General features: G+C 45.8%; 20 protein-coding genes. 14 read left to right on the top strand and 6 right to left on the bottom strand.

The features are described from left to right. Nucleotides 1-51 precede the first annotated feature (51 nt). The 3 genes from F0364_RS15510 (at nt 52) to F0364_RS15500 (ending at nt 2,091) form a co-directional block, all read left to right on the top strand. Nucleotides 52-618: a Crp/Fnr family transcriptional regulator gene (locus F0364_RS15510; protein ID WP_153798711.1), complete on the top strand. Its 567-nt coding sequence runs from the start codon at nt 52-54 to the stop codon at nt 616-618. A gap of 88 nt (nt 619-706) precedes the next feature. Then, nucleotides 707-1,306 carry an NAD(P)H-dependent oxidoreductase gene (locus F0364_RS15505; protein ID WP_153798710.1) on the top strand — a complete coding sequence of 200 codons (600 nt, stop codon included), beginning with the start codon at nt 707-709 and terminating at the stop codon, nt 1,304-1,306. Between the two features lie 23 nt (nt 1,307-1,329). Then, nucleotides 1,330-2,091, top strand: a complete 762-nt coding sequence (locus tag F0364_RS15500) for a type 1 glutamine amidotransferase domain-containing protein (RefSeq protein WP_207632705.1) — start codon at nt 1,330-1,332, stop codon at nt 2,089-2,091. Between the two features lie 276 nt (nt 2,092-2,367). On the opposite strand, the gene F0364_RS15495 is transcribed toward F0364_RS15500, so the two are convergent. Further along, nucleotides 2,368-3,711 (bottom strand): caspase family protein, encoded by a 1,344-nt coding sequence (locus F0364_RS15495; RefSeq protein ID WP_153798709.1) that lies wholly within the window; start codon nt 3,709-3,711, stop codon nt 2,368-2,370. A 92-nt stretch (nt 3,712-3,803) separates the two neighbouring features. Between F0364_RS15495 and F0364_RS15490 the strand changes: the two genes are divergently transcribed. Next, entirely contained in the window at nt 3,804-5,252 is a 1,449-nt protein-coding gene (locus F0364_RS15490; protein WP_153798708.1) for a tetratricopeptide repeat protein, read from the top strand. A gap of 5 nt (nt 5,253-5,257) precedes the next feature. On the opposite strand, the gene F0364_RS15485 is transcribed toward F0364_RS15490, so the two are convergent. Further along, the gene (locus F0364_RS15485; RefSeq protein ID WP_153798707.1) at nt 5,258-5,470 is read right to left on the bottom strand and encodes a hypothetical protein; all 213 of its coding nucleotides are present in this window, start codon (nt 5,468-5,470) and stop codon (nt 5,258-5,260) included. Between the two features lie 275 nt (nt 5,471-5,745). On the opposite strand from F0364_RS15485, the gene F0364_RS15480 reads away from it, so the two are divergent. From F0364_RS15480 to F0364_RS15465, 4 genes are all read left to right on the top strand, one after another. Further along, nucleotides 5,746-7,461, top strand: a complete 1,716-nt coding sequence (locus F0364_RS15480; protein WP_153798706.1) for a glycoside hydrolase family 13 protein — start codon at nt 5,746-5,748, stop codon at nt 7,459-7,461. A gap of 67 nt (nt 7,462-7,528) precedes the next feature. Then, nucleotides 7,529-8,356 (top strand): alpha/beta hydrolase, encoded by an 828-nt coding sequence (locus F0364_RS15475; RefSeq protein WP_153798705.1) that lies wholly within the window; start codon nt 7,529-7,531, stop codon nt 8,354-8,356. A gap of 1,270 nt (nt 8,357-9,626) precedes the next feature. Then, on the top strand, nt 9,627-9,803 hold the full coding sequence (locus F0364_RS15470) for a hypothetical protein (RefSeq protein ID WP_153798704.1): 177 nt from the start codon (nt 9,627-9,629) through the stop codon (nt 9,801-9,803). A gap of 531 nt (nt 9,804-10,334) precedes the next feature. After that, complete coding sequence (locus F0364_RS15465; RefSeq protein ID WP_153798703.1) at nt 10,335-10,928, top strand: hypothetical protein; 594 nt, start codon at nt 10,335-10,337, stop codon at nt 10,926-10,928. An 87-nt stretch (nt 10,929-11,015) separates the two neighbouring features. On the opposite strand, the gene F0364_RS15460 is transcribed toward F0364_RS15465, so the two are convergent. Then, nucleotides 11,016-11,771, bottom strand: coding sequence for an MBL fold metallo-hydrolase (locus F0364_RS15460; RefSeq protein WP_153798702.1), 756 nt, complete (start codon nt 11,769-11,771; stop codon nt 11,016-11,018). 106 nt (nt 11,772-11,877) lie between these two features. Here F0364_RS15460 and F0364_RS15455 point away from each other — a divergent pair, with 106 nt between their 5' ends. Further along, nucleotides 11,878-12,885 carry a DUF2279 domain-containing protein gene (locus F0364_RS15455; protein ID WP_153798701.1) on the top strand — a complete coding sequence of 336 codons (1,008 nt, stop codon included), beginning with the start codon at nt 11,878-11,880 and terminating at the stop codon, nt 12,883-12,885. Nucleotides 12,886-12,896: 11 nt separating this feature from the next. Here the strand turns inward: F0364_RS15455 and F0364_RS15450 are convergent, their stop codons facing one another. Beyond that, nucleotides 12,897-13,400: a phosphoribosyltransferase family protein gene (locus F0364_RS15450; protein WP_153798700.1), complete on the bottom strand. Its 504-nt coding sequence runs from the start codon at nt 13,398-13,400 to the stop codon at nt 12,897-12,899. A gap of 778 nt (nt 13,401-14,178) precedes the next feature. On the opposite strand from F0364_RS15450, the gene F0364_RS15445 reads away from it, so the two are divergent. The 3 genes from F0364_RS15445 (at nt 14,179) to F0364_RS15435 (ending at nt 17,212) form a co-directional block, all read left to right on the top strand. Next, nucleotides 14,179-15,564 carry a sensor histidine kinase gene (locus F0364_RS15445; protein WP_153798699.1) on the top strand — a complete coding sequence of 462 codons (1,386 nt, stop codon included), beginning with the start codon at nt 14,179-14,181 and terminating at the stop codon, nt 15,562-15,564. Nucleotides 15,565-15,583: 19 nt separating this feature from the next. Then, on the top strand, nt 15,584-16,441 hold the full coding sequence (locus F0364_RS15440; RefSeq protein ID WP_153798698.1) for a glycoside hydrolase family 16 protein: 858 nt from the start codon (nt 15,584-15,586) through the stop codon (nt 16,439-16,441). Between the two features lie 81 nt (nt 16,442-16,522). Further along, nucleotides 16,523-17,212, top strand: coding sequence for a hypothetical protein (locus F0364_RS15435; protein ID WP_153798697.1), 690 nt, complete (start codon nt 16,523-16,525; stop codon nt 17,210-17,212). An 86-nt stretch (nt 17,213-17,298) separates the two neighbouring features. Here F0364_RS15435 and F0364_RS15430 read toward each other — a convergent pair whose 3' ends face one another. Further along, complete coding sequence (locus F0364_RS15430; protein WP_153798696.1) at nt 17,299-18,087, bottom strand: hypothetical protein; 789 nt, start codon at nt 18,085-18,087, stop codon at nt 17,299-17,301. A gap of 317 nt (nt 18,088-18,404) precedes the next feature. Here F0364_RS15430 and F0364_RS15425 point away from each other — a divergent pair, with 317 nt between their 5' ends. Together F0364_RS15425 and F0364_RS15420 are read left to right on the top strand one after the other, a co-directional pair. Then, nucleotides 18,405-19,340: a sugar phosphate isomerase/epimerase family protein gene (locus tag F0364_RS15425; protein ID WP_153798695.1), complete on the top strand. Its 936-nt coding sequence runs from the start codon at nt 18,405-18,407 to the stop codon at nt 19,338-19,340. A gap of 176 nt (nt 19,341-19,516) precedes the next feature. Beyond that, nucleotides 19,517-20,158: a rhomboid family intramembrane serine protease gene (locus F0364_RS15420; protein WP_153798694.1), complete on the top strand. Its 642-nt coding sequence runs from the start codon at nt 19,517-19,519 to the stop codon at nt 20,156-20,158. Between the two features lie 166 nt (nt 20,159-20,324). Here the strand turns inward: F0364_RS15420 and pyrG are convergent, their stop codons facing one another. Continuing rightward, nucleotides 20,325-21,974: a CTP synthase gene (gene pyrG / locus F0364_RS15415; RefSeq protein WP_153798693.1), complete on the bottom strand. Its 1,650-nt coding sequence runs from the start codon at nt 21,972-21,974 to the stop codon at nt 20,325-20,327. Between the last annotated feature and the right edge of the window lie 514 nt (nt 21,975-22,488).

The following is a 22,488-nucleotide window of genomic DNA, read 5'->3' as shown; positions in this document are numbered from 1 at the left end:
CGATGGAAAACAGTTTCTATATCCGGTTAAACATATATAGAATTGAGCAGGATGAGTAACCAACTAAGGCAGCATTTTGAAAAAATCACTCCGCTTACCGATAGCGAGTTCGAATACCTCTTGTCTCATTTTGTGCCAAAGAAGCTCAAGAAGCACCAGTTCCTTGTTCAGGATGGCAGCCATGTAAGCGATGATTACTTTGTGCTGTCAGGGTTACTGAAAGCGTCATACGTTAATCCCGGGGATGGTAAGGAGCATATACTGCAGTTTGCGTGGGAAGACTGGTGGATAACCGATTACCAGGCCTATTTTAACCAGGCAAAAGCAACCCTCGGCATCACCTGCATACAGGATACGCAGGTGCTTGCTTTATCGCTGTATAACCGTGAAAAAATTTGTGCTGAAATGCATAAGGTGGAGCATTTTTTCCGCCGGAAATCAAATGCCGGTTATGTTGCCCTGCAACGCAGGATTTTATCGCTGCTTACAAGTTCAGCGAAAGAACGGTATGACCAACTGTTGGCGTCTTACCCGGAGTTGTTTCAAAAAGTACCCAAAACATTGATTGCTTCCTACCTCGGTGTATCAAGGGAAACCCTGAGCCGGTTTTCAAAATAGTGTGACCTACCTCACACAAAACCTGTGATGTATCTCCTTTACCAGCGGCTATAGCCTCTTCAACTTTGTGTTTCAAAATTAAAGAGTTATGAAACGCATATTTGTCATCAATGGAGGCCAGGCATTCGCCCATTCGGGCGGCTTTCTAAATAACAGGATTACGGAATGGGATAAGGAATTCTTCTCCGCCTCTGCAGGGTTTGAACTGAAGGTTACCAACATCAGCCAACCCTATGATGTGGATGAAGAGGTAGAGAAATTTGTATGGGCCGATGTAGTTATTTATCATTTTCCTGTGTGGTGGTTTTCACTGCCGCATAACCTTAAAAAATACCTGGACGAAGTACTAACAGCGGGGCACCGAAAGGGGATGTATTACAGTGATGGCCGCAAGATGGGCGACCCAGACAGAAATTATGGCACCGCGGGTTTACTGCATGGAAAAAAGTATATGGTTACAACCACATGGAATGCCCCTGCCGCTGCATTCACCCTTGAAGGTGAATTCTTTCAGCAGAAAAGTGTGGACGAAGGCATACTCTTCGGCTTCCACCGCATGAATGCCTTCCTGGCACTGGCGCCGTTAAACAGCTTTCACATGCACGATGTGCAAAAAAACATGAGTGAGGAGCGCCTGGGGTTTTTTAAGAGCCAATACCAGCATCACCTTGCTGAAGCGCTTGCCTGATAAAATTAAACTACATAACAAACATGAAAACCAAAGTTATCACAGGCCTGGCTTTGTTAATGCTTATCGTTACAACAGGCACAGCATTAAGTAAAAACTTAAATAAACAAAAAATGAAAAAGATACTTTTTGTGGTTACCAGCCACAACAAAAAAGGGAGTACAGGAGAGCCTACCGGTTATTATCTTTCAGAAGTTAGCCACCCATGGAATGTTTTGCAGCTTGCAGGATATGAAATTGACTTTGTAAGCCCCAAAGGCGGTAAAGCGCCTGTTGATGGTTTTAACCTGCAGGATGAGGTAAATAAAAAGTTTTGGGAGAATGAACAATACAGGGCGAAAATTGAAAATACGATGGCCCCATCCCAGGTGGATGCTTCACAGTACGCGGCTATTTATTTTGCCGGCGGCCATGGAACCATGTGGGACTTTCCTGGCGATACCGCAATTGCGGAGATTACCCGCAAAATTTACGAAGCCAATGGAGTGGTTGCCGCCGTATGCCACGGGCCTTCCGGGTTGGTAAATATTAGATTAAGCGATGGAAAATACCTGGTGGATGGGAAAAAAATCAGCGCTTTTACCAATGAAGAGGAAGCTGCGGTAAAACTGGAAAAAGTGGTGCCGTTTCTTTTGGAAGACAAGCTGATAGCACATGGCGGCAGGTTTGAAAAGGCTGGCCTGTGGCAGGAGAAAATAGCTGTTGACCAAAGATTGATAACAGGCCAGAACCCTCAATCGGCCCATGCGGTTGGTTTGGCAATGGTAAGTGAGTTGCAAAGGTAATATTACGGCAGGTTGATGATGCTCTACATGCCATGGATAATACAGTAAAAGAATAACTTTTTTACATAGCTCTTTAAAAGCGAAGCTGGCAATACCACTTCGCTTTTATTTTTGGTTGTACTGCCTGATAGATGTGCTTGGCAGATAGTTGCCGCAATGCCCCTACGCTTAGGTAAAAGCTGCGTAGCGGACAAGGCGTACAAGTGAGTGACACAACGCAAGCCTCATAGTAGCTCATGCGCCGGGCTCATAATTATTTCCTTTAGCCGATGTTGGCTAAAACATTTTGTAAACGGGATGCTGCACACATCTTTTGCGGGTGCCATCGGGCAGGTTGCATAAAGTGCCGTTGGCTTTTTTAGCAGTTTGCACTTTGGCTTCGTCTATCAGTTTATCCCAGGATACTGCTTTAAAAGAAAACACCGGGCTAAGGTAATTAACCAGTGTTGACCTTAGATTGGATGTAAAGAACCCTCCATAGCTGTTATTGCCGGCAGACATTTCGCCCTTGGTGGCCGCGGTTGCCAGCATGGCTATTGGCGCAGGCGGCAGAAAAAGCTGGAAACAATTGTTGAGGTTCCAGCCCAGAGAAGAGCTGCGGGTAAGCGCCAGTTCTCCGCTGATGGCCGGCGCGGTTTCCGGCGCTGAATTGCAGCAATCGCTTATTACCAGGGTTACATTGGCTTTCTTTTGCTTTAGAAAATTATAGATGTCTTCTACATTGATGGAATGTTCGTCCAGGCTTTCAAAACTTTTGGAGCGTAGCTCCAGGTAAGGGTATTGGTAGTTATCGTTCTTGCTGAACCCATGCCCTGAATAATAGAAGATAACGATATCCCGTGGGGATGGCTGTATGGCGGAAAGTGCATCTTCTACACTCTTCTTGCTGTAATCGTTGCCAGAAATGGTTTTGGCGTTCAGTTTAAGGTGCATAAATTCAGAAAGGTCGGTGAAGGTTTTCAGTGTCCTGTCTTTGTCAAGGTTACAGGTGCTGCCAATATCAGGGTCGTTGGTATTGGCAACAATCAGCAGGTGCAGGGTGGTTTTTTTTTCATCTGCCGTTAACTGCCTTACACTGGTGCTGAAAAGGTCTTTATAAAAATCTTCCTCTTTAAAAAAGAACTGGCCCACAAATTCTTCGGTAAGGTCTTCGGCTTCCAGCAGGCGCACATCGGTAAAGTCGCCCTCTGCCAGTTCATCGTTGTTCTCATCGTTGCTGTAAGAGAATACTTTCAGCGGGTCGTAATAGCCGGAAGCTTCATCTTTGGCGAACACATAAATGTCGGGGTCGTAGCCTTCGGATGTATCACCGGAAATAACAACCGGGTTAAACCCGGTAAAGAAAAGAAGGTTGCTGTCTTTAACAGCGGCATGCTCGTTTTCAGCCTCATAACTCTCACTCATTTCCATAGCTACCAGGTAATGCTCACCGGTGGTGCTGTCAATAAACTGTACGCGTATAAGCCCCGTTCCATCATCGTACCTTACCATAAAAGCGTTATAATATTCGGTATGGCCATCCGCGTTAAAGGAGTACTTAAAATTGTAGAGGGATTGAGCCTGCAGGTTGCTGAAGGCGGCACTTAAAACAAGAAGTGCCAGGGAAAGGTTACGCAACATATGGAGAGCTTTTTTGATAATTTAAATGTACTTTTATTTGGTTGGCTGCTCAAATTTTATTTAACCTGTAAGCACTCCCTTCAAACAGCATTATGAGAATATTTTTGTTGCTCGTTGCCCTTGTTTTGTTTTGCGGCAACCTCCCTGGCCAAAAGCGAAAAGTTGACAGCCTTCATGCCCGGCTTGCTGCTGAAAAAATTGATTCTAACCGTGTAACGTTAATGTGGCTGATGGCCGATGCCGCCAATATGTACGATCCTGACACATCGCTGCAATTGGCGCAGAAGGCTTTGTTCCTTGCCCAACAAATAAGGTTCATCGAAGGTGAATCAAGGTCGCTGGGAGTATTGGCGGTGGCATTCAGGCAAATTGGAGATTACCAGAAAGCATTGCAATACTTTTTCCAGAAGCTTCAACTGGAAGAAAAGCGGGAAAGCCCACGCAACCTGGCCAGCGTGCTCATTAACATAGGTATCTTGTATGTTTACCTTGAGCAGTATAATGAAGCGGTGCTGTATTATAAACGGGCAGATTCTGTTATCAATCAGTTTAACGTAAACGATCTTGAGTATTACATCAACAACAACCTGGGTGATGTGTATGAACGGCTCAACCAGGATGATTCCGCTTTCGCCCGTTTTACCAAAGCGGTGCAAATTGCCGGTAAAATAAACGATGATGATCTTAAGGGTACTTCCATTACGGGGTTAGGGCATATTTACTTAAAGCAAAAGAAAATAAACGAAGCATCACAGGCGTACAGGCAGGCGCTTGTGTACCTGGAGGCATCTAATGATGACGACCTTGTTTGCGAGGCATCCCTGGGAATGGCCAGGCTGTATGAAGGTTTGGCTATGAAAGATTCCGCCAGGTATTATGCCATGCAGTCTTTCCGGCTTGCCCGCACAGCCAGGTTTGAATCAAGGGAGCTGGATGCTGCGCAGTTCCTGGCCAATCATTACAAAAACTCAGGTGTTATAGACAGCGCCTTTGCGTACTTCCAGGAGGCACAGGCATTAAAAGATTCTATTCATAGCAAAGATAAAATAAGGGCCCTGCAGGTTATTTCAAGCAATGAGCATTTAAGGCAAAATGAGATAGCTGAGAATAAAAGAAAGGCGGCTGAGGAAAGACGCCAGCAGATGCAGTTGCTGGTAATAGGAATATTTATACCCGTGCTTTTTTTGCTTACCTTATTTCTTAACCGCATCAAAGTAAACAGGGGCTTCATTAAGTTTCTCGGCGTGCTGTCATTGCTTATGTTTTTTGAATACCTGTTGCTGCTGCTGCACCCGCGGGTGGTTGAGTTTACCCATCATACCCCTGTTTATGAAATACTTATTTTCGTGGCTATCGCATCCGTACTGGTGCCGGCCCATCACCGCATAGAGCATTGGTTAATCAACAGGCTAACCAAAGGGCATGGCCATGCAAACGGTAAGCATGGCCATGAGGATGCACATAATGTTGCAGAACAGCCTGTACCTGCAGCAACATACCCACCCGGTTATAATGATGAACAAAAAACAGGTGTGCTGTAATTCCTTTACTTATTGGGCGATTTTACAGGCGGCCGTACAGAACCGGTATCCAGCAGGGTAGTATCTTCCGCAACAGCGTTGCTGTCTGGCGCAACACTGCTGGCGGCAGATTCGTTGGCTTCTTTTGTTTCCGGGCCGGAACAGGCCACTGCTACAAAAGTTAGCATCAATAAAGCAAAAAGCATTGCTTTGGCAGAAGGGGTTTGTTTGGTTAACATATTAGAGGTATTTAATTTGTAATGTAAACAAATAAAATGGGTTGTTCAATAGTTTCAGGCTATAATTAAACCCGGTCTTTGTATAATTCGTCCCGTAATATTTCAGTCCGGCATAGGCGGCAGTTGTATGCCTATACGTAAGAAAACTATCAATGGGTGCCCGCAAAGCTATCGCAAAGAGGCAGCCCCTAACAAGCCGGTGGCACGCACTAACATGTTCATTTAGTATATTTAATAGTCGCTTCTTTTTTGCTTATGCCATAATCAAACTGTGTATGAAAAGGTCGTCCATTATTGCAGCCATCATCCTGGTACTTGTCTTTAGCGGTAACGCACAGCCCGGCCAGCCTGATACCGGCCGCAGGTGGTGGAAGGAAGCCATTGTTTACCAGGTGTACCCCCGTAGTTTTAAAGACAGTGATGGGGACGGCATTGGTGATTTGAAGGGCATCATATCCAAGCTGGATTATATTAAAAGCCTGGGTGTTACGGCGGTTTGGTTAAACCCCATCTACAGCTCTCCCAACGATGATAATGGTTACGACGTTAGCGATTACCGGGGTATTATGAAGGACTTTGGCACCATGGACGATTTTGACGCCCTGCTGAAAGGTATGCACCAGCGGGGCATTAAACTGGTGATGGACCTGGTAGTAAACCACAGCAGCGATGAACATGAATGGTTTAAGCAAAGCCGCAGCTCCAGGACAAGTCCGTACAGGAATTATTATCACTGGTGGAATGCAGAATGGGGCAAGCCTACGCCAAGATACAGCCTGTTTGATGTAAATCACGATGCCTGGAAGTACGACTCATTAACCAATGCCTACTACCTCCATTATTTTTCCCGTAAGCAGCCAGACCTTAATTGGGAAAACCCTGTATTGCGGCAGGAGGTTTACGATATTATGAAGTTCTGGGCTGATAAGGGAATTGACGGTTTTCGCCTGGATGCTTTTCAGTTCGCTGCAAAAGATACCAGCTTCCCGGTTTTTCCGGAAGGTTATGAAAAGCAGTTGTCAAAATACTATGCCATGGGCCCCCATTTGCACGATTACCTCAAAGAAATGAATGCCGAAGTATTAAGCCGGTACGATGTGATGAGCGTGGCCGAAGGAGCGGGTAACAGTTTTGAAGATGCGCATAACCTGGTGGATGAAAACCGCCGGGAGCTAAATATGGCCTATGCTTTCGATGGTGTTGACATTGCTAAACCGGAAGGGTACAGCTTGTTGCATTTTAAGAATGTATTCAGCCGGTGGGATAGTGCCTTTGCCAGCCAGGGATGGCTCTCTGTTTTTCTGGCTAACCACGACCAGGCAAGGATGGTTAGCCGTTTTGGTAACGACAGCCCGGCTTTCCGGGACTTATCTTCTAAAATGCTCTCTACTTTTATTATGACCATGCGGGGCACTCCTTACTACTACAACGGCGATGAACTGGGCATGACCAATGCCGGCTTTGACAAAATTGAAGACTACCGGGATATGCCTACGCTAAACGAATACCAGCACCAAAAAGATATTGGTGGAGATTTGCAGCAGTTTATGCAACGCTTGCAATTTGAATGCAGGGATAATGGCCGTACACCTTTTCAATGGAATGCAACGGCCAACGCAGGTTTTACTACCGGTACGCCCTGGCTTAAAGTAAATAAGAACTATATAACCATCAACCAGTCTGCGCAAGAGCAGGATAGCAGCAGTTGCCTTAATTATTTCAGGAAGCTGGTTGCCCTGCGCAAGTCCAACCCCGTATTGGTGTACGGAAAATACACCCTGTTGGATAAAGACAATCCCAGCCTGTATGCTTACACAAGGGAGTGGCAGGGCAAAAAGTTTTTGGTGCTGCTTAATTTCACTGCCCGGCAGGTTATTGCTAACACAGGTTATAATATAACCAACGCCCGGTTGCTGTTAGGCAACTATTCATCAGCCCTTAAAGGCAACACGCTGCGCCCTTACGAAGCTGCTGTATTTCAGTTGAAATAAAAATCGTACTTCATTAAAATGAAAACAGGGCTGTTAATAATTCACCGGGCCATAGTAACTTGCTGCTATGAAACATCTGTTCATTCTATTGTTAACCACCGTTGCTATGGGTGCAAAAGCCCAGCAGCAGTATGCCACCGAAAAAAATATCCCTTACTACGCGGATAGTATATCTCAAAAAGACAGTTATGTTGCTTCGCAGTGTTTGCTGGATATTTATTATCCCAGGGGAGCAAAGAATTTTGCTACGATTGTATGGTTTCATGGAGGCGGCATAACCGGTGGCTCAAAAGAAATACCTGCGGCATTAACGGACAAGGGTTATGCGGTAATAGGTGTGGGTTACCGGTTGTCACCAAAAGTAAAGGCCCCGGCCTATATAGAAGATGCCGCGGCAGCCATCGCCTGGGTGTTTAAGCATATTGCGGGTTATGGCGGCAGCACCAACCTTATTTTTGTTTCCGGGCATTCTGCGGGCGGCTACCTGGGCATGATGGCCGTACTCAATAAAAAATACCTGGCTAATTACCAGCTTGATGCAAACAGCGTAGCAGGCCTTATACCTTTCAGCGGCCAGGCCATTACACATTTTACCATACGGCAGGAGAGGGGCATTAAAGAAACGCAACCTGTTATAGATGAGTACGCACCGCTTTTTTATGTGCGTGCCGATGCCCCACCCATGCTTTTAATAACCGGCGACCGGGAACTGGAACTGTATGGCCGTTATGAAGAAAACGCGTACCTGTTGCGCATGATGAAGCTGGCCGGCCACAAACGTACCCGCCTGTACGAGTTGGACGGTTTTGATCACGGTGGCATGCCAACACCCGCTTTTCCATTGCTGCTTAAAGAAGTGGCAGCCATAAGCAAAGAAAAAATGCCGGCAAACTAATCTCCAGCTATGTAGGGGTATTAATTATTACCAGTTATATTTTTTAGGGGGTGCCCCCAAGCTATCGCAAGGGGTCGGGCTTTACGCTATTACTCCGGCGCATGCCCCACACACAAAACCTTCACCGGGGTATCCGCTTCAATCCCTCACCCGAAAGCCGGTTACCGGTTACCAGATACAGGTTGCCGGTCTGTTGGTGTGTAATTGGTTGAGTTGTTTAAAGAGCGATGATGTGCAAGTTCTCCAACGCGGCAGGGCCGCAAACATTAAACTTTAAACAAAAGAACATTGAACAACAAAGCCTCGTAGAGGCGGCATGTCAGTAGCACCAACAGACAAAAGGCAATAGAGCGCCGTAGGTGCGATATGTAAGTCGGGGTGATAATTTGATTACGCAGTCAACACGGGGTGCTGCAGCCTGGGCAACATGCCGCCTCTACGAGGCTTTATAAAACAGGCCGCGATTGCATGAATGCTACTAACATACCGCTCCTGCGGAGCTTTGGAAAGCACCGCAACCCGAAAGCCGGTTACCGGTTACAGGTGGCTGGTTACCGGTCTGTTGGTGTGTAATTGGTTAAGTTGTTTAAAGAGCGGTGATGTGCAAGTTCTCAAATGCGGCAGGGCAATGTCATTAAGTTAAGGAAACGAATGTCAGGTTGAGCTTGTCGAAACTGGGTTATGCAAGCCGCTTTTTCACCAATCCGCCTTCGACAGGCTCAGGCTGACAGCTTAACTTAATGACATTATGCGGCAGGGCCGCAAACATTAAACTTTAAACAAAAGAACATTGAACAACAAAGCCTCGTAGATGCGGCATGTCAGTAGATAAAAGAAGAGGCGGTTTGCCCGGAACGCCGTAGGTGCGATATGTTAAGCAGGACGATATGTAACTGCGTGATGGATGATTACCAGGTTCTGTTACGAGGTCTGTATAACATACCGCTTCCACATAGCTAAAGCTTGCACATTGCCCGAAGGGCTTCATGTGAATAGCCCCGGATGAAATCCGGGGTCGGGTTAGAATGCCTGGCCAACCCCGAAGGTGGTTGAATACCTGCATTGTACATCGTAAGTTGCCGGTAGACTACATCTCCTCCATCCCGCTTGATGCCACCAGCAGCCCGTTGCACCGGTTATCAAATACCACCCCGCATTTTGCAATTCACATTGGTATTTCGCCCGTTTGCTGAATAATTTATACCATTCATTCAATTGCCTGCGCAGGTATGTGCTGCCGTATGCATCTTTACAGTGTTAACAGAAAACAATGAAGTACATCGCAAAAATATGGGTAGTGGCAGCCGCAATGGCGCTGGTGATGTGCATGGCATCGTGTGGGGGCAAAGCAAGCAGAACAAACAGGCTGAAGGCTGAAACCAACATCCAGTCAGTGGAGATAGAAGAAACTCCATCTTCCCTGCCGGTTATCCGTATGTTATACTAAGAAAAAAGCATCTAATTATACATTTTTATTGGAGTTTGTCATCTAAAGGGGCATTGTCGCTAACCTGGCTTTCCCTGCCAACACTCAACCCTGCATCCGGTAACAAATCTTTGAATCAGTTCAGCAAAAGGTTAGCAACAATATTTAATCCGTTAAGGTTGTCCATGGGGGTGGGCAACCTTTCCTTTTTTATACAGCAACAAAGCCTGCAAATACAAGAAATGTTGCCCAATGGCGAATAGGATTACCCGAACTTTTGTTGGCATAAGGAAAGGCTACTGTGGCAACTGGCGAATAGAATTACCGAACGTACAAGAGTGCGACGCAACGGCAGCCTCATAACTGTTCCTGCTGCCGGGCCCATAAATATTCTTCAAATAACTGGTAACAGTTTTTAACGCAGGCTTACAGTTGCTGCCTGCGGCCAAACCCCAAAATGTTCTGTCAACTTTAAAAAATGCTTTAAATTATTAGCCTTTTGCGCCCGAATGTTTTATGTGTATATCTTCGCCCTCAAGTACCAATATATTTATGAAAACTCTTCTAACACTCACCGCCGTTATCGCGTTTACCGCACAGGCTTTTTGCCAACAGGTTTCACAGGAATACACCGAAGTAACTAAAAAGGAATTTACCGCCTGCGCCAAACCGCAGTTTTTTCCGGTTAACCAGAAAATTAAAAAGCAGGGCGATAAGCTGGTTATTAACCTTAACAACGGCACACAAAAAGTATATAACGATAAAAAACAGGGTGATGATGTAGAGGAATATTATTATTCAGGCGATATCAGCTTTGGCAAGATTGCCATATTTAAAAAATCTACTTACCACAGCGATGAGTTTTACCTTATCAACCTGGCTACGGGGCATATAGATACCGTTGCCGGCCTGCCTGTGTTTTCCGGCAGTAAAACAGATTTTATCTGTATGAGCCATCCAGAATCTGACAATGAGGAGCAGCTTATACAGGTTTGTGAAATTAAAAACGGCGAAGTTAAAATAAGGGCTACCCTTAAAAACAGGCCCGGCACCAACATAGAAGCGGTGGCCTGCATTAAAAAGAATTCTGTAGTGGTAAAAGACAATGAAGAGCGTTACTGGAAAATAACTTTTTCTGCAGAGTGAGATTCTGCGGTTTTCTACGATTGGAGTTTTGGTTTAAAAAATAAGAGAGTGCCATTCATGGCACTTTTTTATTTAACCGCTGTTAATCTATTTTGCAGGATACCAGTTACGCAGCCGCACTTCAATACCGGAATTGCCAGCATTAACCAGTTCTTTAAAAGCATTGGTATCGCTAAGCCCACCCTGGCCGCGGTAATGATAGGGGTAAACTATCACAGGTTTAAAAGCCAGCACAGCATCCGCAGCTTGTTTAACTTCCATGGTGTAAGGCAGGTTCATACAAACAAAAGCTACGTCAATGTTTTGAAGGGCCCGCATTTCGGGAATGTCTTCCGTATCGCCCGAAAAATACAGGCGTTTGCCGCCATAGGCTACTACATAACCATTACCCCTGCCTTTGGTGTGAAAGGCGCCGGCTTCTTCCGGCAGGTTATACATAGGTACGGCGGTTACGGAAAAGCCTTGCTGTTCGGTAGTTTCCCCGTTTTTAAGAACTACCAGTTTGTATTTGTTACCTGCGGGAAACTTGTCTGCCACCGCCTGCGGAACAACAAATATAGTGCCCTCTGCCGCCAGGGCATTGATGGTATTAATATCAAAATGGTCGCCGTGAATATCTGTAACCAGCACCAGGTCTGGCGCAGGCAGGCCTTTAAAGAAATCTGCCCCGGAAGGGTCAATGTAAACAGTTTTGCCACCGGCCGTAATGGCAAGGCTGGCATGTTGTATAGGTTGTATGCTAAGGTTGCCGTTTGAGGTGTTAATGACATCCGGCTGGCTTAATTGTGCATGGCTTTGTACCATAAAAAGGCAAAGCAGTAATGTGGCGGCGGTGTATCTCATAGTTGATAAAGGTAAACCGCATTTTATAAAAATGTTAGAAATGATGGGTTGTTATACCGGCTGAAACCTATTTTTTATTTTGTGAAACTAAAACTAAGTTTGAGGCATGAACAAGTGGATTGTTGCCGTACTGGTACTGGTTTGTGAGGCTGTTACTGCGCAGCAACTGCAACAACCGGCTTATACGTTACCCTTATACGATTCTGCTACTTTTAAGCAGGATATACCGGCCTCCTTTTCGCCAAGACTGGCAAAGCAGCCCCCTTTTTCTAAAAAAACAAGATTATACACGGTAAGCGCCGCTAATATTACAGCTTTTACCGCATTAACTTTTAGCCTTTACAACACCTGGTACAACTCTTACAACCAAACCGGCTTTCATTTTTTTAATGATATGGATGAATGGCTGCAGGTGGATAAAATGGGCCATTCCTACAGTGCCTACACCATTGCCCGGCTCAATATGAATATGTGGCAATGGGCGGGGGTGCCGCATAAAAAAAGTGTTTGGCTGGGGGCTTTTACAGGTACTGCTTTTTTAACGATGGTAGAAGTGTATGACGGCTTCTCATCTGGCTGGGGGTGGAGCTGGGGCGATTTTGCTGCCAACGTTACCGGCCCCGGGCTGCTGGTAGGGCAGGAACTGCTGTGGCAGGAGCAACGTATATCTTTCAAATTCTCTTTTCACAAAAAAAACTATGGCAGCCCTGTTTTAAACCAGCGGGCCGATGATATTTACGGCAATAAACTATCTGAACGTATGTTGAAGGATTATAATGGCCAAACCTACTGGTTAAGCGCCAACCTGCATTCTTTCTTCAGGAACAGCGGGTTGCCGCGGTGGCTGAACATTGCTGCCGGCTACGGCGCTGACAACATGTTTGGCGCCCGGCCCGATAGCTGGAAAGATGCCAGCGGAAACCCTATTTATCTTACAGGTGACTTAAAACGTTACCGCCAGTTTTATATAGCGCCGGATATTGACCTTACCCGCATTAAAACCCGTAGCAAGTGGCTGCGCACTACTTTCAGTATTTTAAACAGCGTTAAGTTTCCGGCCCCTTCTGTTGAATTTTCACGGGGAAAAGTTAGCTGGAACTGGCTGCACTTTTAACCGCTAAAAGTTTATTGACCAATGTATGCGCCGGTAACTTCGCCATTTTCAGATTCTACATGTATAAAATCCTGCGAGGTGGTAGCAAGCGAAAGCCCTATATAGTCAGGCTTAACAGGAAAAAGCTTGTGCATCCTGTCAACCAGTACCAAAGTCTGAATTCTTTTGGGGTGGTGGTCAAGCAGCGCCTTCATGGAGTAGAGCAGTGTTTTACCCGTATTGCAAACATCATCAATTACAATAATGTTTTTGTCGTCAACATCGATAGGGTCTGCCAGTTCAACTGTGGATGGGTTATGTTTGTCAAGTTTTACAGATGTAACGGTAACCGGCACGTTGATATAAGGCTGTAAAAAATCCGCTATCCTGGCAGCGATAACAGACCCACTGTTCCTAACGCCAATCAGTATAAGCGGCTCACTGTCTCCGCTGGTGCGTTCAGCAATTTCCAGGGCCATACGGTGCAATTTCTGTTGTGCAACATGGGCGTCTAATACATATCTTTTTTCAGTCATCAGGTGCTAATTAGAGAGCAAATTAATTGCATTTGCGGCAGATTAGAAAACCATTTGGGGCTTTCATCTGCAGGAACATTTTGCAGCAGCAGTACCGGCTTTTCACTGCAACTCCGCCACCGCCAGCGCTGCATCCCCCCTTCAGGGGGCCAGGGGGTAGCGGGGTTTCCGTTTCAATCCGGCAGCCATTGGGCAGTAGAATCCTCAACCGAACGACATTGATTGAGCAAAGCTCCGCAGGGGCGATATGTTAGGAGCAGACAGGTAATGGCGGCCTTTTTTGCAAAGCCTCTTAGAGGCGGCAACGTTTAATGTAAGCGGTACTTGCATATTATCAACCCTAAAAACCTCAACTGCATACATCATAAACAGACCGGTAACCAGCAACCTGTAACCGGTATCGGCTTTCGGGTGAGGGATTTAAGCGGAAAGCCCGACCCCCTTGCGACAGCTTGGGGGCACCCCCTGGTAAAAATTATCACAGTAGAGGCAACATCAACCAGTTATTGCCCTTCTTAAGAAAACTGAATGAACGGTAATTTATGAATCTATGTCGTTTAGCTAAGAACCCAATGCCAGGTGAGCTTGTCGTAACCGTTGTATGTCCATTCTTTTCTTGCATCCGCCTTCGACGGGCTCAAGATGACATCCTTAACTAAATGACTTTGATTTTAAAATGGTACATCTAAAAAGCAACAACAAACTGCACACAAAAGCAAACTTTTTTATATTTACGGTTTAGTTGCTGCCTTGATTAATTTACCAAACCTCCAGTAATTTGAAACCACGGCAATACCTGCTGCGTTTTTGGAATGCACTCGCAGGCGAATATGATCAGTTTACCCCTGCTAACAGGGCGTTTAACGCAGTTAGTGTAATAACGCTTTTTATACTACTTATACTTTTACCGTTTAATATTTTTATAGGCCTTTACCCGGTAGCTGCTGTAATGGTGGCGGTGCTGCTGTTGCAGGCCGGCATGTATTACCTTTCCCGCTGGCATAAAAAATACGTTGTAGGTATTATCACTTATGCTTTTTGCAGCTACATAACACTTGGGCTAAACTATTTTTTTAATGCAGGCAGTACCGGCCCTACGCTGTGCCTGTTCTTTTTAACCTACCAGTTGCTCATCGCCTTCAGCCCCAAAAAATACCACCTCGGCTGGACGGCCCTTCACCTGTTGCTGCCGCTGGGGTTAATGGCAATGGAATACGGCAGGCCCAACTTGGTACCGGATACTTACTACAGCCGCGGCGCCAGGCTGCTGGATTTATCATCAAGCTATCTTGTTATACTGGTATGTATGTACTGCATTACCATTTACCTGCGCAATAATTACAGCCGCGAAAGAGGACTGGCGCTGGAAAGGGAAAAAAAGATACAGGCGCAAAATGAAGCGCTGGAAAAAGCCGACAGGGAAAAGAACAAAATGTTCTCCATCATCTCCCACGATTTAAGGGCGCCGCTTAACTCCATCATTACCGCCCTGGAATTGCTGGATGAGTATGAACTAAGCGAAGACGAGCGGAAAAAGATAAATGTGGAGCTGCTTTCCGTAAGCAGGAATACCGCGGATATGCTGATGAACCTGCTTTCCTGGAGTTCTGCACGCATTAAAGATGTAAGGGTACACCGTACGGAGGTACACCTGCAGGCTGTAGTGGTGGATGTACTGCGGGTACAGCAGTCAATAGCCGCTGCCAAACAAATAAGGATTATTGTCGATGTTCCCTACACTGCGTTGGCCCTGGCTGACCGCGACATGGTGGAGCTGATAGTTAGAAACCTGGTGCAAAATGCCATAAAATTTACCCATGCTTCCGGCATAGTGCATATATGTTCTTATAGCTCGGAAGGCGGTGTGGTACTTGCTGTAAAAGATAATGGGCGTGGCATGACGGAAGAACAGCAAATAAAGCTTTTCCAGTTACAAACAACGCCCTCTTATGGCACTCAGAATGAAAAAGGTACCGGCCTGGGCCTTGTGCTTTGCAATGAATTCGCGGAAATGATGGCAGGGCGCCTTTGGGTAGAAAGCCTGGAAGGAACGGGCAGCGCCTTCTACCTGTATTTACCCGCGGCTTTAATGCCGGAAAAAGCCGCCACCAAACCGATGCCCCGCCAACAACTAACTAACATGGTTCTTGAAAACAACCTGTAATACACAGAAGGCTATTATAATGAAAAACACGAACTTATACCGCACAATTGCTTTTTTGCTTTCAGTATTCTTTAGTCATAGTATTGCCAGTGCACAGGATAGCATGCAAGGCTACCGCTTGGTTTGGCAGGATGAGTTTAATACTGATGGATTGCCCGATACAGCCAACTGGGTTTATGAGCAGGGCTTCGTACGTAATGAGGAATTTCAGTGGTACCAGGAAGAAAATGCTTTTTGCAAAAACGGGCTGCTGGTAATTGAAGCCCGAAGGGAAAACAAACCTAACCCTATGTATGAGCATGGCAGTAAAGACTGGCGAAAATCCTCCCCTGACATTCAGTATACATCGTCCAGCATTAACACCAAAGGCAAGCATAGCTGGCAGTACGGCCGGTTTGTTATGCGTGGCCGTATTGATATACGCGGTGGTTTATGGCCGGCCTGGTGGACGTTGGGTGTTAACGGGCAATGGCCTGCCAATGGCGAAATTGACATTATGGAATATTACCGGGACAGCCTGTTGGCAAACATAGCCTGTGCCGGTACCAGGCCATATAAGGCTTTCTGGTACACTACCAAACACCCGGTAGATTCGCTGGGCGGTACTGCCTGGGCATCGCAATTTCATACCTGGCGTATGGATTGGGATGAGAAGGCTATATCCCTGTATGTAGATGACCAGTTGCTAAACCATGTGCCGTTAGATAGCCTGGTAAACAGGGATGGCAGCGGCGTTAACCCATTTAAACAACCGCATTACATGCTGCTTGACTTTGCCATTGGCGGCATGAACGGCGGCGACCCTTCCGGCACAGCTTTCCCCAACCGTTTTGAGGTAGATTATGTGAGAGTTTATGAAAAACAACCGGAGAAATAATGCATCGGACACCTCATTAAGCTTATAACAATTTTTGACTGAACTTTACCTGGCCGGTACCTAACACTTCCGGCAACAACTATGGTAACAGCGCAAAAATTCAGGGTGCTTTTTACTTTGCTTCCAGCCTGCCTGCTATGTGTTTCTTTGGTAACTGCTCAAAATGCCAGCAATAGCCTGCCCGGTAAAATTGATAGCTCCGCAAAATACCTGTTTTACCTGCATGGCCAGGTGGTTACAGAACTGGGCGATAATGCCATTAATAACGCAGCCCCCGAATGGGGGCCATACGAATACTCCAACATACTGGATTCGCTGAAAAAGAGAGGCTTTTTTGTTATTAGCGAAATAAGAAAAAAGGGCACTGATAACAGCTTCTACACCCAAAAAATCTGTAGCCAGGCTGATAGCCTGTTAAAGGCAGGCGTGTTAGCCGGTAACATTGTTATGGTGGGTGCATCATCTGGCTGGGACATAGTGTTGCAGGCATCTGCCAGCCTTAAAAACACGCAGGTTAACTACGTTGTTATGGGTGGCTGTTGGCCCGGTACATATAAGGACTACAGCAATCTTCAACTTTATGGCCGCTTCCTGTCAATTATAGAAAGCTCAGACCCACATGGCACCTGCGCCAAAATTTTTGAAAACAGGGCAACCCTAACCAGCTACCGGGAAGTTGTATTGCATACCGGCAAAAGCCACGGTTTTTTCTACAAGGGTTACGACCATTGGATTAATCCCATAGCAGCATGGTTGGGTGAAAGGAAGTAAGCTCTGCTGTAAAGGATGTACTTGTTTAACTGAGTGAAAAAGGTGAACAGACAATTTCCTATAACCAAGGGCAATATAAGCCAGGCTTAAAACTGGTTTTCAGTTACCTGTCCTGTAAGGTCGGCAACAATAGGCCCCCACCCAATGTCGCCGCTGACTTTAAGCGAACAGAAAGCCGCAGTAAGTTTACCGCTTGTATGAGAAATATACACGGATTGCCCGCTGCGGCACGCCATGTACACATTGCTGTACAGGCATGACACAAAAATGGCGTCATTGTCATCATCGCTGTCAAATGATTGGCCGTCAATAGTGGTGTACACACCGTCTTTGGGTTCGCTGTTGCCAATAGAAGGGTTAAAAATTATCCTGAGGGTGGGGGAGCCCCAGCCGCCTGAAACATCCACTAATACGGAACTGCGGGTTTCATCAAAACTTTTCCTAACGTTAGGTGCATTAACATCTGGCATGCTTGTGCCGGTATAATGATTATTGGTAAGGGCGCATGGCGGGTTGCCTTGCTTGTATTTAACATCAATGTAAATGCTGTCGCTAACCGGGTTGCAACCCGGTGTAACGGATTGGCAATAATACCATCCTGAGTTTTTTATTTTAATGGCATATATATTGAATATGTTATTGCCGAAAAGCTCCCGTATGCCGGAGCCGGAAGGTCCTGTCCAATTGTAGCCCACATTCGCAGGCTTTGCTGTAAGTATAATATCCTCTCCTGTGTTTGGCGTTAGTGTTGTAGCTGTTATATCTACATCAACAGGGCAATCATCGGGGTTATCTCCATCAAATATATCAATAGTCTGTTTTACACAGGAGGTGAATGAAAGGCAAATGATAAGAAGGCTTAGAAATTGTTTCATAAGAGTTTCGGATTTTATTTGTCGCAAGATTACAAATATTGGGGTTGATGAAAAGCAGCAGCAGTTTAAAAATTGTTTAAAATAAATTCATTTGCGGTATCACCTCACCTCTTCCCTTCAATAAAAGCTTAATAGCATTACCGGACGATGAACCCTAAAATTTCGGGACGATGTAACGATGATGCTACAGCTTTTTTTGCCGGCAACCTAAAGATACATTGCTTCACAATGATATATTTGAAACATCCCCATGCTTATTAAGGCACATTAAGTTTTCTCATAATCAACTATCTTTCCCTCACAAACACCATTGCCGAATGACACAGTTTTCACGCCGCAGGTTCCTTACATCCACCGCAGCATTGCTGGCAGCGCCGTTAATGGGCAAAGCGTTCTACCGCCAGCCCGTAAAACCATTACTTTCGTTCTCCACACTTGGCTGCCCGGACTGGACATTTGCGCAGATAACAGATTTTGCAGCTAAGCATGGCTTTAAAGCGCTGGAAATACGCGGCATACAACGGCAGATGGATTTGGCTCAATGCCCCGAATTCAGCAGTAAGCGAAAGCGCAGGGCTACACAGTCTATGATGAAAGATAAAGGCCTGCGTTTTATTAACCTGGGCTCCTCCGCTAACCTGCATACTGTGGAACCTGCAGAACGCAAAAAACAACTGGATGATGCCAAACGTTTTATTGACCTGGCAGAACAAATAGATTGCCCATACATACGTGTGTTTCCCAATAACCTGCCCAAAAACCAGGATAAAGCGGCAACACTTGATCTTATTGCGCAAGGCTTAACAGAGCTGGGTAACCACGCCAAAGGCAGCAACGTAACCGTACTGATGGAAACGCATGGAGATGTGGTACTTTGCGCCGACCTGCAACAGATTATGCAGCAGGCCGCTGCTACTAATACCGGCCTTATATGGGATATTACCAATATGTGGACCATTACCAAAGAAGCGCCTGCGGTTGTATATGAAAAGCTAAAGCCCTACATAAAACACACCCATATAAAAGACGCCCGGTTGGTGAACGGTAAAGTGGAATACCGTTTTTTGGGACAGGGAGAAGTGCCCATTTTTGAGGCGATAGACTTATTAGCCAAAGATGGCTATAGTGGATACTACAGTTTTGAATGGGAGAAACTCTGGCATCCTGAACTGGCAGAGCCAGAGCTTGCCATTGCTGATTATGCCAAAACCATGACTGCCCATTTTGAGCAGAATATGAACGGGGCTTCTTAGAAACTGCAAAGGAAAGGAGCGTATAGTATAACCATACGCTATGCAGCTTTGCACCTGGCGGTCAGGCTACAGTTTGTCGGCAACGGTTAAAACAGCGCCACTAATACTTCTTGTGCCGGCTGTTCTACATGTTATACCTGTTTAACTTATTTTAGCGGCCTAAACCGTAGGCATCCATGAGTTTATCGTTAACGCTGATTATTATTATCATAACATGTATCATTTCTTTTATGGCTTTTTCCAACCATAAAATTATTGACGATCTTACATTCTATCCCCCTGCCATACGGTACCGGAACCAGTGGTACCGCTTTATTACCTGTGGCTTTATTCATGCGGATACACCACATTTGGCGTTTAATATGCTCTCTCTCTATTTTTTTGGGGAGGGGGTGGAAGCGTCCTTTGATGAATTTTTTGGTGAAAGAAGCAAAGCGCTTTTCATAGGGTTGTATCTTTTGGCGCTTGTGGTTTGCCTTATTCCTACTTATTTTAAAAATATTGACAATTCTTACTACACAAGCCTTGGCGCCTCCGGCGCCGTATCGGCAGTTGTGTTTACCAGCGTTTTTATTCACCCACTATATTTGTATGGATTTTTCATCATACCTCCTATAATTCCGGGATACATATTCGGCCCTATTTACCTTATCGGTTCCTCATACATGGCAAAAAGGGGAGGGGATCATATCAATCATTCCGCACACTTTTGGGGTGCTGTTTTTGGGGTGGTTTACCTTATTATAACTTGTTATTTCCTGAGTGATGAAAGGCCGGTACAAAGCTTTATTGACCAGGTATCAAGCATTTTTAATTGAGAATAGTTTGCTTACAGGCAGGCTGCTGCACAATGGCCAGTAGAATTACCAGCCGTACAAGTGAGTGACACAACGGAAGACTCATAGTAGCAATATAGTCCGGGCACAAAACGTAAAAAGGCCACCCGCAAGGGTAGCCTTTTTTGTAAATCTTATCCGGAGATTGCTAAATCAGTTCCGTTTGCAAGGCAACGCTTTTTTGCGATACCCTTTTTTCGTTGTACTTTTTGGCCGCGCCAATAAAGCCAACAAAAAGTGGTGCAGGCCTTTCCACTGTGCTTTTTAGCTCGGGGTGGTATTGCACGCCAATAAAAAACGGATGCGCCGGTATCTCCATTATTTCAACCAGGCCGCTATCGGGGTTAAGCCCGCTGGCTACCAGGCCCGCGTTCTCAAACTGCTCAAGGTAACTGTTGTTAAACTCATAGCGGTGGCGGTGCCTTTCGCTTATATGTGTGCTGCCATAAATTTCGTAAGCCAGGGTGCCTTCTTTTATTTCGCAGGGGTAAGTGCCCAGGCGCATGGTGCCGCCCATCAGCTTTATTTTTTTCTGCTCTTCCATCATGTTAATAACAGCGTTGGAAGTGCTGGCATCCATTTCGGTGGAGTGTGCATCTGCAAGCCCCAGTACATTGCGGCCAAATTCAATAACGGCCATTTGCATGCCCAGGCAAATACCAAAAAACGGTAAGCCGTTTTCACGGGCATATTGTACGGCAATTATTTTGCCTTCTATGCCACGGTGGCCAAAGCCAGGCGCTACCAGCAGGCCATCCAGCCCCTCCAGTTTTTCTGATACATTGTCTTTGGTAATAAACTCGCTGTGCACATTAACTACCTGCACTTTAACCTCGTTAACGGCGCCGGCATGTATAAAGCTTTCCAGTATTGATTTATAGGCATCCTGCAACTCTACATACTTGCCGATAAGGCCAACGGTAACCTTGCTTTTGGGGTATTTCAGTTTGTCCAGAAAGCCCTTCCATTTTTCCAGTTCAGGTTCTTTGGCATTGGTAATGTTCAGCTTCTTCATGCAGATAATGTCCAGCTTTTCGCGTAACATCAGCAAGGGCACCTCGTAAATGGTAGAGGCGTCCATCGCTTCAATAACCGCTTCCTGCTTCACGTTGCAAAACAGCGCAATTTTGCGTTTAATATCGTTGCTTAAAGGCTCTTCTGTACGGCATACAATAATATCCGGGTGTACGCCTGTTTCGCTCAGCATTTTTACGCTGTGCTGTGTAGGTTTTGTTTTTAACTCCTTGGCTGCACGCAGGTAGGGTATCAGTGTAAGGTGAACAACCACTACATCTTCTTCCGGCAGTTCCCACTGCAACTGGCGTACGGCTTCTATAAATGGCAGGCTCTCAATATCGCCTACGGTGCCGCCTATTTCTGTTATAACAATATCGTATTTGCCGTCTTTGCCCAGTAGCAGCATGCGGCGTTTAATTTCATCGGTAATATGCGGTACCACCTGCACGGTTTTGCCTAAAAAAGCGCCCTCACGTTCTTTGTTAATTACCGTTTGGTATATTCTGCCCGTGGTTACATTGTTGGCCTGGGATGTAAAAATGCTCAGGAAACGTTCGTAGTGGCCAAGGTCAAGGTCGGTTTCAGCGCCGTCTTCGGTAACATAACACTCTCCATGTTCGTAAGGGTTTAGTGTACCTGGGTCAACGTTAATGTAAGGGTCAAATTTCTGGATAGTAACCCTGAAACCCCTTGCCTGCAGCAGCTTTGCCAGCGATGCTGCAATAATACCTTTACCCAAACTGCTGGTTACGCCACCAGTAACAAAAATATATTTAGCCATATAGAGAAATTTATGGTTTGCCTTGTTGATACTGCTTTTTTAAGTACGGTGCTGCCGCCTCCTCATCCGCGGAGGCTTTATCCGGGGGTTGGAACTCAATAAATAAATTAAAAATCACCCTGCTTGCAGCAGAATGTTATGGTGCATTTAATAATTTATTTGTGATTTTATGTGACCGTGGAGAACAGAAATAATTTCTCAGTGGTCATGCAAACCTAAGCCAAAATTCTGGCCCAAAAAAATTATCGGCCGGCGGGTGTGGAAAAACTTTGTGAAAGATTATGCAGATAAGTTTTGCGGGTTAAGCCTTAATCTGTAAACAAAAGCAGGTTTTGGGCGTGTCCCCAAGCTATCGCAAGGGGCCGGGCTTTCCGCTATTACTCCGCCACAAAGACCTTGCACAGGGCCTTCAGCGGGGTAGCCGCTTCAATCCCTCACGCATATCACGGCCATCCCTGGAGTTTTGTGGGCGGTTGAATATTTTAAAGGCTTGCTGATTTTTTGAGGGCTCGCA

Source organism: Foetidibacter luteolus (genome assembly GCF_009650435.1).
In the GTDB taxonomy this organism is placed as follows: domain Bacteria; phylum Bacteroidota; class Bacteroidia; order Chitinophagales; family Chitinophagaceae; genus Foetidibacter; species Foetidibacter luteolus.
Note: the sequence above shows the minus strand (reverse complement) of the source record. Positions and strands in the feature narration are given on the sequence as shown.

Coding starts and splice junctions, on each gene's coding strand:
- F0364_RS15510 (WP_153798711.1), top strand. CDS start 52: ATGAGTAACCAACTAAGGCAGCATTTTGAAAAAATCACTCCGCTTACC.
- F0364_RS15505 (WP_153798710.1), top strand. CDS start 707: ATGAAACGCATATTTGTCATCAATGGAGGCCAGGCATTCGCCCATTCG.
- F0364_RS15500 (WP_207632705.1), top strand. CDS start 1,330: ATGAAAACCAAAGTTATCACAGGCCTGGCTTTGTTAATGCTTATCGTT.
- F0364_RS15495 (WP_153798709.1), bottom strand. CDS start 3,711: ATGTTGCGTAACCTTTCCCTGGCACTTCTTGTTTTAAGTGCCGCCTTC.
- F0364_RS15490 (WP_153798708.1), top strand. CDS start 3,804: ATGAGAATATTTTTGTTGCTCGTTGCCCTTGTTTTGTTTTGCGGCAAC.
- F0364_RS15485 (WP_153798707.1), bottom strand. CDS start 5,470: ATGTTAACCAAACAAACCCCTTCTGCCAAAGCAATGCTTTTTGCTTTA.
- F0364_RS15480 (WP_153798706.1), top strand. CDS start 5,746: ATGAAAAGGTCGTCCATTATTGCAGCCATCATCCTGGTACTTGTCTTT.
- F0364_RS15475 (WP_153798705.1), top strand. CDS start 7,529: ATGAAACATCTGTTCATTCTATTGTTAACCACCGTTGCTATGGGTGCA.
- F0364_RS15470 (WP_153798704.1), top strand. CDS start 9,627: ATGAAGTACATCGCAAAAATATGGGTAGTGGCAGCCGCAATGGCGCTG.
- F0364_RS15465 (WP_153798703.1), top strand. CDS start 10,335: ATGAAAACTCTTCTAACACTCACCGCCGTTATCGCGTTTACCGCACAG.
- F0364_RS15460 (WP_153798702.1), bottom strand. CDS start 11,771: ATGAGATACACCGCCGCCACATTACTGCTTTGCCTTTTTATGGTACAA.
- F0364_RS15455 (WP_153798701.1), top strand. CDS start 11,878: ATGAACAAGTGGATTGTTGCCGTACTGGTACTGGTTTGTGAGGCTGTT.
- F0364_RS15450 (WP_153798700.1), bottom strand. CDS start 13,400: ATGACTGAAAAAAGATATGTATTAGACGCCCATGTTGCACAACAGAAA.
- F0364_RS15440 (WP_153798698.1), top strand. CDS start 15,584: ATGAAAAACACGAACTTATACCGCACAATTGCTTTTTTGCTTTCAGTA.
- F0364_RS15435 (WP_153798697.1), top strand. CDS start 16,523: ATGGTAACAGCGCAAAAATTCAGGGTGCTTTTTACTTTGCTTCCAGCC.
- F0364_RS15430 (WP_153798696.1), bottom strand. CDS start 18,087: ATGAAACAATTTCTAAGCCTTCTTATCATTTGCCTTTCATTCACCTCC.
- F0364_RS15425 (WP_153798695.1), top strand. CDS start 18,405: ATGACACAGTTTTCACGCCGCAGGTTCCTTACATCCACCGCAGCATTG.
- F0364_RS15420 (WP_153798694.1), top strand. CDS start 19,517: ATGAGTTTATCGTTAACGCTGATTATTATTATCATAACATGTATCATT.
- pyrG (WP_153798693.1), bottom strand. CDS start 21,974: ATGGCTAAATATATTTTTGTTACTGGTGGCGTAACCAGCAGTTTGGGT.